Raw genomic sequence first — 14467 nt, 5'->3', positions numbered from 1 at the left:
TATATTGCGCTTGCTTCCGCGCTTTCCCTGTACGAGTCCGTTGGCTTCAGGGCGGCGAAGGAGGAGAGACGGTACTGTTGCAGCTTTCTTAAGCAAATGATAGCTGCCTCCAGCTCATTCTTTTGGTGAAAAATTACCGGGAATTCTGCCCGTTAATTTGGTGCCTATGCGGCGGCAGAGATGAATTACCAGGAAAATCTCCCGCTAATTCGTCAGAAATGGCGGATATCGGCGGCCTGGCCGCGAAATAGATGGAGAATTTCCTGCTAAATTTGATCCATAGGCAAAAAGCGGGAAATTAACGGGAGGTTTTCCCGGTAATAAAGCGTAAGGGTTTCCCTAGGGCATAAATAACCTTTTGGGACACCTTCTATTTCTTTTTCCATAAGGTGGCCGAAGCATAAGGCCGAAAGCCGATTCTGTAGTAAAACGGCTGCGAGGAACCCACGACCGCTTTTTTGGCCCCGAGCCGGTGAACCCGGCGGATGCCTTCCAACACGACGGCCTTCCCCAGCCCCCTGTTTCGATATTCGGGATCGGTTGCGACGGGCTCGACGACGGCATATCCCGCCAGCGGGTCGTACCACATGCCGCAGTAAGCGGCGAAGTTCCCGTCCGGAGCGACAGCCGCCACTTTCAGGCTCAGATTCACATGCGGTCTCAGCATTTCCGTGCGTAAAGCCTGCTCGGTTTCCGGCGCAAACCGGAATTCGCCCTCCCCGTTTGCCTCGTGATTGAAGCCTTTCCACAAGACGCGTCCGTATTGATAAAGGTCCGGACATTCCTCCATACTCGTAATTGAGAATCCTTCGGGTAGTTCATAGGGGTAGGGTGTTTTTTCCGGGTAAAAAACGGAGTCGGCTTCTCGATGTTCCGAGGCGGTATAGCCGAGAGCCGCGGCGATGTCCTGAAAATCCGTGTCGGTATCCGCGATGGCAATGGAAAATTCCCCTTGCCTGGAAAGGTGTTGCTCCGCATATTGCAGCATGTCTTTCTTCAAATGGGCATAGGCCGGCATGGCCATGCAATAAGCGGTTCCCAATTGGCCGTCGAAAGTCGCTACGCCTACGAGCCTGCCTTGGTCCTCCCATAGGCCAATCTTGCCCACCGCGTTTTTATCCAGAGATGTATGCGTGGCCATCCAGTCCCATCTGGCATAGGTGAACTCACCCAGCCCCAGGGCAACCAAAAGAGCCCTTACTTTATAATAATCTTCGGAAATCCCCGCTGTTTTGTTGTAACCTTGAAATCGGATCGCCATTCCAATAGTTCCCCCATCTCTTTGGATGCGTTTTTATCCATTATAGGGCGCTTCGGCGGTTATCCATATCCCTACTTTGGTTAGAATCGTTCTTTACCGAAGGAAAAAGGCCTGGAAAACGATCCAGACCTTAGGTTCCCGCAGAAAGGGAGTATTATTTTTTTGTCACCGGTGCTTGGATCTCGGTCAGATAGCCGGCAGGATCCTCTCCGGTCCACGGCCCTTTGTGGTAAATAGCCCGATGCGGACCGCTCCAGCGGTAACCGTTGGAGTCCAGCCATACGCCCAAGGCATGATATGCCGCCGACATTTGCTCGAAAGGGCCGTGATGAAGGATGCAAGCCATTTCGGATACGGGCTCGAGCTCTCTTATCTTAATGCGGTCCGATTCGGCCGCTTGGCCTTGAAAGCACATCGTGACTTCCACATCGACATCCCGTTCTTTATACCCCTCATCGTAATATACCGCGTAGCATGGGGCGGCCACCTTAATATGATGCTCCTGAACAAACTCGCCCAGCTCGTTCCATAACGTTCCCTCTGCGTTATAAGCGGGGAGGGTGTCTCTTAGCGCAAGGACTTTATATGCGGGAATCTGTTTGACAGTAACTTCATAATTCATATACATATCCTCCTTGTTGATTTGGTTGATCAGAAACTCGACGCGCCGCAGCTTCGTGTGTTCGCTCTCGATGACTTCCGTAATTTGGCGTTTTCGGTTTTCCAACAGGCTGAGCAATTGCCCGGCATTCAGATCCTGGTGCATTAAGCCGGAAATTTCCGCGAGGGAGAATCCCATTTCCTTCAACACCTGTATCCGGTTGGCCCGGGGAATCTGCTCGACCGAGTAATAACGGTATCCCGTAACCGCATCCGTCGATCCCGGCTTTAGAAGACCGATTTCGTCGTAATGCCGCAGCATTCTCACCGAGACTCTGACCAGTTTGGAAAAATCACCGATTTTAAACATAGGGCCTCCTCATATTTCGTTGATCCGGATCGTAATTTATCATAGACCCTCTCATAATGTGAGAGTCAATACACAATTCGGCTGAAAACTTCTAACGGAAGCCATAGCCGCTATTTAGCGAGAAAACTTTGATTTCCAAATCTAACGGACGCAGCAGCCTCTATTTCGTTAAAAACCAGGCGATTCGGTCGTCATTAAGCTAAATAACGGCGCTCATGACCGTTAGATTTCAGTAAAGGCGATGGATCTCGGAATAGCGGCTATCACAGCCGTTAGACTTTCAACAGAGAGGGGGAATCGAGCCGGAAATCTCTTAACAAAGTCTGCCACTCTATTTAATCTCTTATTTACGTTTTACAAGTAAGATGTTCTTTATGTCATCGTCCCTGAGTTGATTAGGGGCGGAAAAACCGACAGGGAGGATATCGGACAAAATGAGAAGGTTTAGGCGACAGATCAACGCAGTTTTTGTATTTTTTCTACTGCTATCACAACTGCAGCCGTTAAGCGGCGCCAATGCGGCTTTCGGTGAGCCGCAGGCGGCCGGTTACGGTCAGCTTATCGATACAAGGCGGGCGGAGCTTGCGCCGGAAGCCGTTTACACCTGGATGGACATCCAGGATGACCGCGGCCGGCAGAAAATCCACGCCGTCGAGTTTAATCCGGCCCATCCCGGTCTGGAACTGCAAGCCGGTACAAAAGACGGCAAAGTGTACGGGATGAAGCCCCTCACGGAGATGGCCGCTTATGCGGACAAACCGGGAAACCGGGTCGTTGCGGGGATCAACGGCGATTTTTATGAAATTTCCGGGATGGCTACCGGTGTGCCGAATGGTCTGTTTGTGGATGACGGCATCATTCTAAACAGCGGCGGCTCTTCCTACGCGTTTGGGCTTACGGATGAAGGACGCTCGTTATACGGAAAGCCGGTTCTGGAGAAAACCGTGGCGATCGGCGGGCAAAAAACGAATTTGACCAGCATTAACCGTTATCGGAGCGAGAATCAACTCGTTCTGTTTACGCCGGATTATGCGGGTTCCACGAAAACACCGGCTACAGGTGATGAGTTTGTATTGGATATCTTGGAAGGCGACGTTAAGAGCGGACAAACCCTGAAGCTGAAGGTAGCCGAAGTCCGGCTAAACCAGGGAGATACACCGCTGAAGGAAGGACAAGTGGTGCTGTCGTCGTCCGGGGATTTCCGCACGGTGACCCAGGAACTGAAAGTAGGGGAGGAGTTGACCGCGGGCTTCGCGCTCGACGGAGCATGGAATGAGGCGGAGCTCATTATCAGCGGACAAGGGCCGCTGGTGGAGGAAGGCGTCGTTCGAAGCGGAGTGGGTCCTGCCGGCGTACACCCGAGAACAGCGATCGGCACAAAGGCCGACGGCAGCGTTGTACTTTTTGAAGTTGACGGGCGCGCGCCCGGGTTCAGCGAAGGCATGGAAACCGAGGAACTGGCCGCGGCCATGCAGTCCATGGGCATCGTTAACGCCATGAATCTGGACGGCGGCGGTTCTTCCACGTTGGTGGCCCGGATGCCGGGCACGTCGGACGTCAAGATGATGAACCGGGGTTCCGACGGTTATGAGCGTAAAATCGGGAACGGCCTGCTGCTGGTTAATACGGCTCCCGAGCTGTCCACCGCCGCAAGCCTGGCGGTTCAGCCCAATGCGGAACGAATTCTAGCGGGAGCTTCGGTCAGCTTCCGGGCGGCCGGTGTAGATGCCAACGGCCATCCCGCTCCTGTTGGAGAGCAGGTGTTCTGGCAGGCCGATCCGGGACTTGGCAGCATTGATACAAACGGCCTGTTTACAGCGGGGCCGGCCGCCGGAACCGGACGCGTTCAGGCAGCAGCCGGATTGGCTGCAGGCAGCGCGGAAATCGAAGTGGTGGACCAACTGACCCGCCTGGAATTTCCGGATACGATCAAAACGTATACGAACGGCGAAAAGGTCGTTTTATCCGTAAAAGCACTGCGTAACGGTCAAACGATTCAGGCCAGCAACGAGAACTTCGTATGGCGGGTCGAGGGGAATATTGGCACTGTCGATGAGCACGGCGTCTTTACGGCGACAAATGAGAACGGTGCGCACGGTAAGATATATGCCGCCTATAAGGATGTAGAGGCCTCCTTCGAAGTCAATGTCGGGCTGCCTCCGGTTATGCTGGAGGATTTTGAGAATGGCCTCGGAAACTACACGGCGACTTCCGTGAAGGCTAACTCCGCCTCCATTTCCGAAGTGACCGATCTGGATTATGTGCGCGGAGGGAGCAGAGCGACTAAGCTGGAGTATGATTTTACAGGTACGACAGGCACCTCGGGGGCCTATTTGACCGCAGCCTCCACGGAGCAGCACATTCAGATTCCCGGGTACCCGGAAAAAATCGGCATGTGGGTCTATGGCGACGGGCAGAAGCATTGGCTGCGCGGCCAGCTTCGGGACGGAAACAAGGCCGCGATCCCGCTGGATTTTACCGATCAAACTACGGGCGTCGATTGGACCGGATGGAAATATGTCGAGGCGGTAGTGCCAAAAGGTAAGGCCGCATCGTTGACGATGGATCTGCCGGTCAGATATATGGAAACCAAAAATACCAACAAAACCGCGGGTGCGCTGTATATCGACGACATTCGGGCGATCTACGGACCTTTGGAAGAAGACCGGACGCCTCCGGTTTTCAAACAAAGCTACCCCGGGGACAATGAAGTGGTGAAGACGGGGACCCCGAACATTTCCGTTACCGCGGAAGATGCGGGCTATGATCCCCTAAAGCACCCGGGCACTACGTTGATCGACCCGGCGACGATCCGCGTCTATGTGGACGATCAGCAAGTGGAGTACGGGTTCTATCCGCCGAAAGGGCAGATTTCCTATCAACCGAAAACACCGCTAGCGGAAGGAAGGCATAAGGTTAAGGTAGCCGTCCGCGATTTGAGCGGAAACCAGAGCATCAAGGAGTGGTATTTTACCGTAAACCTGGGTTCTCCGTTCTATGTATACGATACTCCCGATACGTTGTACGCGGGCAAAACCTATACGCTGGATATTTATGCGGAAAGGGCCGCGGAGTTGAAGGAGGGGCATGTCGCTTTCAAGTTTGACCCGGCGGCTGTATCGAATCTGGCAGTCGTGCGCGGCGGAAAAGTAAGCGATGGACAATTGAACTCGACCGTGGACGACCAGGGCATCGTCAAACTGGAGCTGCATAATCTCCATGAAGCGAAGCTGGGAGACCAGGACCTTATCGGTCAAATCCGCTACACCGTAAGGGGCGATTACGTCGGCCCCCATACGCTCGAGGAAGCAGCCGGACAACTGGCCAAGCTGCTGAAGATCGGCTTCCATGAAGGCTCGGTCACTTCCACCAAGGGATCGGGGCAGCCGGTTACTTATTTAAGCGCGGACGTGGAGGCTGCCGTGCAGGCGGAGCTTGGTCTGACATGGAACACTTATGAAGTTGCCAAGGGGTACGAGGCTTCTTTTACGGTGAGGGAGGCGAATGGAGCCGCCGCGGGAGGTGCAAGGCTGCTTCTGAACGGGGTGGAAGTACCTGATGCGGTCGCGGATGCGGCCGGTGTCGTCAAGACGGACAAGGTTACGCAAAACCCGGGGACTTTCCACATTCAGGCGGTAAAAGGGGACAACTACAGTCCGCTGATGATTTTCAAGGTGGCCGATCATGCGGGTTCGGCGGTACCGCGTAACATCAACGTTACGATGGGTTCGGACGCCGCGACGTCGCGGCAGTTCACCTGGCATACGAACCCGGCTACGGCGGATACGGTGGTAGAGTGGGTGAAACGCTCGGAATTTACCGATTTCTCGGCAGGGAACGTAACCCGTATTCATGGCGGCAGCACCCTGTATAATACGAACAACGACGGCACACTCCGCGTGCACAAGGCGGAAGTCCAGGGACTGGAGCCGGATACCGAGTATGTGTATCGCGTCGGGGACGGCGAAGCAAATATGAGTTCGGCGGGGATGTTCCGCACCAGTGGCCTGACGGGAGAAACTGTGAAGTTCCTCTTCATCGGCGATTCACAGGCCGGGGATAAAGCCGGTTTTGACCAATGGGGGAACACGCTGGGCAAAGCGGTGGAGGATATGCCGGATGCCGACTTGCTGGTGCATGCCGGTGATATGGTCGACAAAGGCTTCGAACAGGAGCAGTGGGACTGGTGGTTTGAGGCGGCCCGTCAGGAGTTGATGCAGACGACCCTCGTTCCGGTTATCGGCAATCACGAGGTGATGGGGAACAATGGCAACGGCGACTATCTCGCCCAGTTCCATAATCCGCAGAATGGACCGGCCGGGACGCGGGGATCGAGCTTCTCGTTCGATATCAACAACACACACTTCGTTGTCCTGAATACGGAAGGATCGGCCGAAAGCTTCGAAGAGCAGGCCCGCTGGCTGGACAAGGATCTGGCGGGTACGGACCGCAAATGGAAGGTGTTGTTCTTTCACCAGGGTCCTTACGGAAGCATCTATGCCAATGAACGGGTGCAAAAGATGTGGGTGCCGGTTTTCGACAAACATCAAGTGGATCTGGTGTTGAATGGGCATGATCATATTTACATGCGCAGCTTCCCGATGAAAAACGGCGAAATCGTTCCGGTAGGCCAGGGAACCAGATATGTTATCGGCGGTTCCTCCGGGCCGAAGTTTTACTCGTTGACGGAGCGGTTCTGGCAGGAAAAAATTTACGACGAGGACAAACATATCTTTACGGGCGTCGAGATTCACGGCGACACGATTACCGTTACGGCCAAGACGTTGGACGGTACGGCAATTGATGTGTTGACCTTGGATAAGACAGCGCCATCGCTTCAATCGATTGAAATCCAAGGAAAGCTGCAGCTTGCTCCGGGAGAAAGCGATCAACCCGTGGTAGAAGGCGTATCCTCTTCGGGAGCGCGGATGATTCTCAATGAAGGTATCGCGTATACCAGCAGCGAAGAGTCGATTGCTTCTATCGACGCAGACGGAACGATTACGGCGCTGGCGGAAGGGATGACGGTGATTTCCGCCACTTATGAAGGTTTGACCGATTCCTATAATCTGAAGGTTACTTTGGATGCGCCAACGATGAGCGGAGTGGCCCTTCGCGGGCCGAAGGATCTCAAGCTGGGAGAAACCGGCAGGGCTGTGACCGAGGCGGTTTACAGCGACGGCTCACGCTTTTCTTTGCCGGAAGGAGTTATTTACAACACCTCGAACAGTTCCGTGGCAACGATCGACTCCGCAGGCACGCTGCGGGCCGTGGGCGAGGGAATCTCCGTGATCAGCGCGGTGTATCAGAACTGGTCGGACGCGTATGAACTGACCGTCACCACGGGTGTGACTCCGACACCGAACCCGAATCCGACCCCGGATCCGGACCGGGATTCCGATGATTCGGACTCGGTAGATACAACGCCACAACCGGTTACACCGCCAGCAACGGTTCAAACGCCGGGCGAGCTTGTCATTGGCGAGAAACAACTGCTTAACCGCGGGGCTGACGGAGCCGTATCGGTAGATACGAAGGGAGAACTCCGGAAGGTTGTTCTGCCGGGCAACGCCGCCGAACTGCTCAAAGAGGCGCCGCTGCGGATCCGGTCGGAGGAGATGCAACTGGAGATTCCGGCAGCCGTACTCGGCCAGCTTGCGGCTCAACGGCCGGCGGGTACGGCGGCAGGTTCTTCGATCATCCTGTCGGCGGAACCGGCGGGGGATGCACGGAATTGGCTGGACAGCGCAAGTACCCGTTCGGGGGCAACTCTCTCGGCGGTCGGCGCGGTGTTGACATTGTCGATGGAGCTGAAAGATTCAGCGAATCGGACGATTGCTTCAAATGGCGCACTGACCCAACCCATAAAGGTTTCCTTCCCTGTAGCTGCGGAGGAGGATCGCGATTTAATCGGCATATATCTGACCGGCGAAGACGGGGCCTTGCAGTACGCAGGCGGGAAATGGGAGGGTGACCGAATTACGGCCGAAATTCATCAATTCGGAACGCTGGCCGTAGTGAAATACGACAAATCTTTTTCCGATCTGTCTTCAAGCCATTGGGCGGAGCGGACCGTGAAAAAACTCGCGGCCAGACTGCTCGTGGAAGGCGTGTCTGCCGACCGGTTTGAACCGGACAGACAGGTCACCCGGGCCGAATTTACGGCCATGCTCGTCCGGGCCTTGGGGCTTGAGGACGGCCAGACTGCTGCACCTGCCTTCGCCGATGTTGAAGCGGGAAGCTGGTACGCCGAGGCTTTGGCGCTGGCTAGCCAGGCTGGGCTGATTCAAGGAACGGGCGAGGCGGAGTTCCATCCGGATCGGGCCATCACCCGTCAGGAAATGGCGGTGATGCTGGTACGTGCTTACGCCAAGGCGGCGGGAGACGGCGCGATATCCGCAGCGTCGGTAAGCCCATTCTCCGACTTGGGCGGCTCACCGGCCTGGGCTCGCACCGCCGCGGACCAAGCCAGCGGGCTGGGTCTGATGAAAGGGCGGGAACAAGGGCAATTCCATCCGTCCGCGAACGGTACCCGTGCCGAGAGTGCGCAAATGCTGCTCAATCTGATTGAAAGACTGGAGCAGCGGCCAAAATAAGAAAAAAGGCAGGACCGCCGGGGAGTGGTGGTCCTGCCTTCTGCTATTCCTGCCAATCTGCAGGCTTTTTTTCTGCGAATAAACATATGGTAAGTCACCACGCTGGTGATACTTGTCCGCGCCCCGATATATTTTACATAAACCAGCACAATAATAACAATAATCGGAACATTACAATCCCAAGGAGGGTGCTGTATTTGGAAGCGGACGCAGTGTTTGAAGGCGGGGGAGTTAAGGGAATCGCTTTTGTAGGCGCTATAGAGGTCATGGAATCCCAAGGATACAATTGGAAAAGGCTCGCCGGAACATCCGCGGGATCCATTGTCGCGGCGCTGCTGGCGTGCGGTTACCACAGTTCGGAAATCAAGAAGCTTATGAGTTCGCTGGATTACAACCAACTTCTTGGACGCTCCTGGATGAATAGGCTGCCGTTTTTTAATAAAACCGTCCCTTTGATCACGAAGTCGGGGGTCTACAGCAATCATGTGCTGGAAGGGGTTATGGAAAAATGGCTGGAAGATAAGGGAATCAAGTACTTCGGGGATTTGCCGCCCGGAAAATTATCCATCATCGCTTCCAATATCAGCAACGGCAAAATGGTGGTATTCCCGGACGATTTGCCTGACTACGGGCTATCGCCATCCCGGTTTTCCATTGCGTCGGCAGTTCGGATGAGCACAACGTTACCGTTCTTTTTCCAACCCTATCTCTGGAAGACGCCGCTCTATAAAAAGCCGTATTACATGCTGGATGGCGGTCTGCTTAGCAACTATCCCATCTGGTTGTTTGATGTGGCCGGAATCCCCAGATGGCCTACGTTCGGGTTCCGGTTATCGGCGAAACGAACCTATGCGCATGAGAGGGATATCAAAGGGCCGCTCAGCTTGTTTAAAGGCGTATTCAAAACGATGCTGCAAGCCCATGATCAACGGCATGTCGATGAACATTCGGAGGAACGGAGCGTGTTTATTCCAACCGGGTCGGTCACAACCACGGAATTTGATCTATCGGAAGAAGACAAAGAAACTTTGCTTGTATCAGGCAGGGTAGCGGCAGAGCAATTTCTGAAAAAATGGGATTTTGCAGCATACAAGCGAAAGTTTAGAGAAAAGGAATCCGGGCCTACCGCAAAATTTTCCTGACCCACTTTACCTTGTCTCCATATGGAGGAAATAAGAAGTTTATATTCAGTTTTGTGCTCTTGCTCATAACACTTTTGGTATGGGAGAACAGGTCGAAACTGTATTTCCCATGGTATGCGCCAATCCCGGCGTGGCCTACTCCTCCAAAGGGCAGGTGGTGATTGGCAACGTGGCTGATCGTATCATTCACACAACCTCCGCCGAAAGATACGCGGTGAAGCACTTCTTCTTCGACGTGCTGCCGTTCGGTAAACAAGTACAGCGCTAACGGTTTGGGACGGCTGTTTACCGTCTCGATCGCTTGTTCCAACTGCCGGAAGCCCATAATCGGTAAGATCGGGCCGAAAATTTCATCCAACATGGCCGCGTCCGACCAGGAAGTCGCGGCAAGCAACGTTGGCTCGATGTAAAGCTCCTCCCGGGACTTCCCGCCGCCAAATCGAATGTTCGCTTGATCTGTTTCCAGGATGGAGGCTAATCTGTCAAATTGGCGTTCATTCACGATTCGGCCGTAGTCCCTGCTTTGTCTGGCATCCGGTCCAAAAAAATGGGTAAGGGCAGCTGTCATCTTTTCAATTAATTGCTCTTGAATATCCTCATGCGCAAGAACATAATCCGGGGCGATACACGTTTGACCCGCGTTCATCATCTTCCCCCAAATAATCCGGTTGGCCGCGATTTCGATGTTCGCGGTCTGGTCCACAATGACAGGGCTTTTTCCCCCTAGCTCTAGCGTGACGGGAACGAGGTTTTGGGCCGCGGCCTGCATAACGATTTTTCCGACGGGTACGCTTCCGGTGAAAAAGATGTAGTCGAAGGGAGCGTGAATCAGCGCCGAGGTGGTTTCCTTTTCTCCCTCAATCACACGAATGTAGGTCTCATCGAAAGTTTCGCGGATCAGCTTCTTGACGGCGGCGGCAACGGCGGGAGTATTCTCGGAAGGCTTCAGGATTACGCTATTCCCCGCGGCAATGGCACCGATAAGAGGCTCGATCAGCAATTGGAACGGATAATTAAAAGGGCCGATGATCAGAACAGTCCCATAGGGTTCCTTATAAATATAGCTTTTCGAAAAGACATGATAGAACGGTGTTTTGACTTTTCGCGGCTTCATCCACGTTTTCAAGTGTTTTATCATATATCGGATGCTGTCCAGCGTATAGCCGATTTCGGTTGAATAGGCTTCAAATTCACTTTTGTGCAAATCTTGATACAACGCAGACAGTAACTGTTGCTCATTCCGTCGGATCGCATCCGCCAACTTCCCAAGCTGCTCCAGCCGGAAGTTCACGCTCCGGGTGTACCCGGAGTTAAATTTTTCACGGTGTTCCCGCAGGATTTCATCAACCCGCTCCGATGTCCAGTGATTCATTCCCTTACTTCTCCTTTTGTTAGTTGGTCTAGAGACAGTTCCGTTCCAAGGCGTTCAGCAGTCTTTATAACAAGATTACCGGTTCCTGCAAAGCAATCCCATCTATTATAGTAACGCAAAGCGTGCATAGTTAGGTAACATGAGTTACTACGGTTCTGAATTTTAAGATAACGACAACAACTTTGAAAATTATATGGAGCGGTGGGAAGGACAAGAGAACGCAAATGATACTTTGGAGAAGCCTGTAATATGGGAACTCCTTGGTGATGTTTCAGGAAAGAAAGTCTTAGATTCGGGTTGTGGTGACGCTAGGTTTGGTGTCGAACTTCTCAATCTCCGATTTAACTGTCCAAAGGAATGGCATTTGCTCACTTTCGGGGCGGCTGATAAAAAACTTGATTTCAGATTATCTACTATCTAAGCGTGCTCTTATCAAAAGATATTCTTTTCGAGCCATTTTTCATAAATAGTCAAATCTTCTTCTGTGTGAAAATAATGCTCGGAAGCATTTGAAACAGCAAGATTGCAATTAAATTTTGTGATAAATGTGGATAAGACATCATACTCACACAGTTCGTCTTTTTTTCCATATAAAATTGAAGTTGGAAAATCCCATTTTATAATTGGATTTTTGATAACATACTGGTAATAATCCCAATATAGGATTTGACCAATAGGTGTAGATATTTCAGAAACGCAGTTTTGCACTTTACAAAGCTTAGAACTATTTTTTCTCGCCGTGTTCAGGCAAATCAAAACTGAGCACTTGATAGCCCAATGGAACAACTTTTTCGGCTAGAATACGAATCGGAATATCTGATTTTGAAGACATATTGCCATGTACAGCAATAAATATTTCCGTGCTGTCGTTTCCCCACAAAATAGCAGGAATATCATCTATTAAAATATTTTCTTTTAACATATATCCTCCAATTATTGAGGTGTCATCTTCCATAGGTAGTTGTCTATCAAAACTTTGCTATAGTCTTAATAATGTCTTGATAATGTCTTGATACAAAAACAGGGGAACGGCTTGATGGCTCGGGTTTTCCCATTTATCCATTCCCGGATTTTATCACGTATTTATACAATTTTTAGCACGAGTTTATTATGAATAACATGGGTTTATTTGGGGCTTACACTTCTCTCACCAGTAAAGCCACAGATTCCACATGGCTCGTCTGCGGAAACATATCCACCGGCTGCACCCATTCGATCCTGTAGCCGCCATCCGTCAGCACCTTGCAATCCTTGGCCAGCGTGGACGGATTGCAGGAGACATACACGAAACGCTTCGGCTTCGTGCGGAGCACGGCCTCGAGAAAGCGCGGATCGAGACCGGTGCGCGGCGGGTCGGCGACGATGATGTCGGGCGAGAAGCCGGCCTTCACCCAGCGCGGAAGAAGCTCTTCCGCCTGGCCTTCGTAGAAGGCCACGTTATCGCGCCCGTTCCGTTCGGCGTTCGCCTTGGCGTCCGCGACGGCCTCGGGGATGGCTTCGATCCCGCGCACCTCGCGCGCGTACGGGGCGAGCCAGAGGCCGATCGTACCGGTGCCGCAGTAGGCGTCGACGACGGTCTCGCGGCCGGTCAGTCCGGCCGCCGCGCGCACCGACTCGTACAGCTTCACCGTCTGCAACGGGTTCAGCTGGAAGAACGCGCGGGGCGACAAAGTGAAATCCAGGTCGCCGAGCGATTCCTGGATATGGTCCTCGCCCCAGAGGATGAACGTTTTGTTGCCGAACACGAGCGACGTGTTCTTCGGGTTGACGTTCATCGCAATGCTGGTCAGCTCCGGCATGGCCAGCCGGAGCTCCTTGATTAGCTGCTCGCGCTGCGGCAGCTTGTCGCTTACGGTCACCAGCGTGACCTGCAGCTGGCCGGACTGGAAGCCCCAGCGGACGACGAGGGTCCGCACCAGGCCTTGGCCGCCTTTTTCCCGGTAGACCGGGATGTTCAGCCGCTGCAGTACGTTCCGCGTCCGGTCGACCGCTTCGTTGACCTTCGGATGCTGAATCGGACAGCCGGTAATGTCGATCAGGCGGTGCGAATCCATGGCATACAGCCCCGCGATCATGCCTTCCTCCTGCATCCCCAGCTGCAGTTGGGCTTTGTTGCGGTATCCCCACGGATGGTCCATGCCGAGGATCGGCTTCATCTTCACCTGCTCCATCCCCGCATACCGCGAAAAAGCCTCGCGGACGAGATCTTCTTTGCCCTTGAGCTGCCCTTCATAAGAGAGATGCTGAATCTGGCAGCCGCCGCAAATGCCGAACACCGGGCAAGGGGCATCTGTACGGTAGGGGGAACGCTTTTCGATCTCCCGGACTTGGGCGGTGATGAACTTCGGCTCCACCCGGGTTACTTCGGCCTTGATCACCTCATCCGGCAGGGCGCCCTCGATGAATACCGCTTTCCGCCGGTAATACCCGACGCCTTCACCGTTGATGCCCAGCCGTTTGACGGTGACGACGATCCGGTCGCCGGCGCGGAGCTCCTCCGCGGACTCCCGGTTCGCCACCCGGGGGCCCGGCTTTTGGCCGTGATCGCCTTGTGCGCCGCGGGAGCCCGCTTTTCCCGAACCAGGCCCCTTGGAGCCGGGTTTCTTTGTATGTTTAAATGTCTTTTCGTCCCTGGAAGGACCTTTTTTTTGATTTTGATTTTTCATATAATAGACGCTTCTCCATCCGTTATTTTGATCCGACTATACTATACCACGGAGATCCGGGTTGAGTACAAGCAATCAGGCGTGAGGCCCACGCTATTGATCCGTGCGTTGAATCCAAGACGATCGTCGCCCCGCACCCCCAAAACTTAGCTAACGGTCGTTACAGCCGCTAAATCCTCCCCAAACGCCAATTTCAAATTGTGACGGTTGCCATGGCCCTTATTTTCTAAATATATGGCCGTTTTAGCCTCGATCCACGCCAATAACGGCACTCGCGACCGTTAGAATTCGGCATAGCCACTAGCGTTGCATTAAACCTGACATGGTGCATGCGCCTCCTTAAGTAACAGTGTGGCAGCGAGCTGAATCCTTCTGCCCCGGACGGGAGCTGCGCCCTCTCATGTCCCTTGGTCGCTCGCATTAGCGGTCCGGTCTTTTGGGGCGTTATTTCGGCCCGGTT

At 53.5% G+C, this 14467-nt stretch carries 5 protein-coding genes and 2 pseudogenes; 2 read left to right on the top strand and 5 right to left on the bottom strand.

The window, feature by feature from the left end:
* Positions 1-370: 370 nt before the first annotated feature.
* Both V4U84_RS07295 and V4U84_RS07290 read right to left on the bottom strand, forming a co-directional pair.
* Positions 371-1261 carry a GNAT family N-acetyltransferase gene (locus V4U84_RS07295; protein ID WP_334073768.1) on the bottom strand — a complete coding sequence of 297 codons (891 nt, stop codon included), beginning with the start codon at positions 1259-1261 and terminating at the stop codon, positions 371-373.
* Between the two features lie 154 nt (positions 1262-1415).
* Complete coding sequence (locus V4U84_RS07290) at positions 1416-2231, bottom strand: MerR family transcriptional regulator (RefSeq protein WP_334073769.1); 816 nt, start codon at positions 2229-2231, stop codon at positions 1416-1418.
* A 434-nt stretch (positions 2232-2665) separates the two neighbouring features.
* Here V4U84_RS07290 and V4U84_RS07285 point away from each other — a divergent pair, with 434 nt between their 5' ends.
* Together V4U84_RS07285 and V4U84_RS07280 are read left to right on the top strand one after the other, a co-directional pair.
* Positions 2666-8827, top strand: coding sequence for an S-layer homology domain-containing protein (locus V4U84_RS07285; RefSeq protein ID WP_334076977.1), 6162 nt, complete (start codon positions 2666-2668; stop codon positions 8825-8827).
* A gap of 197 nt (positions 8828-9024) precedes the next feature.
* A complete protein-coding gene (locus V4U84_RS07280; protein ID WP_416367218.1) occupies positions 9025-9969 on the top strand; it encodes a patatin-like phospholipase family protein in 945 nt (314 codons plus the stop codon).
* Here V4U84_RS07280 and V4U84_RS07275 read toward each other — a convergent pair.
* From V4U84_RS07275 to rlmD, 3 genes and pseudogenes are all read right to left on the bottom strand, one after another.
* Positions 9950-11365 (bottom strand): annotated as a pseudogene (locus V4U84_RS07275) (aldehyde dehydrogenase); the annotation flags it as partial. The gene V4U84_RS07280 and the pseudogene V4U84_RS07275 sit on opposite strands and share 20 nt — an antisense overlap.
* Before the next feature lie 408 nt (positions 11366-11773).
* Positions 11774-12263: pseudogene (locus V4U84_RS07270) on the bottom strand (hypothetical protein).
* A gap of 214 nt (positions 12264-12477) precedes the next feature.
* Positions 12478-14007, bottom strand: a complete 1530-nt coding sequence (gene rlmD / locus V4U84_RS07265) for a 23S rRNA (uracil(1939)-C(5))-methyltransferase RlmD (RefSeq protein ID WP_334073773.1) — start codon at positions 14005-14007, stop codon at positions 12478-12480.
* Positions 14008-14467 lie beyond the last annotated feature (460 nt).

Origin of the sequence: Paenibacillus sanfengchensis (assembly GCF_036864765.1) — a bacterium.
GTDB lineage: Bacteria > Bacillota > Bacilli > Paenibacillales > Paenibacillaceae > Fontibacillus > Fontibacillus sanfengchensis.
This window is presented reverse-complemented; position numbering and strand designations above follow the sequence as displayed.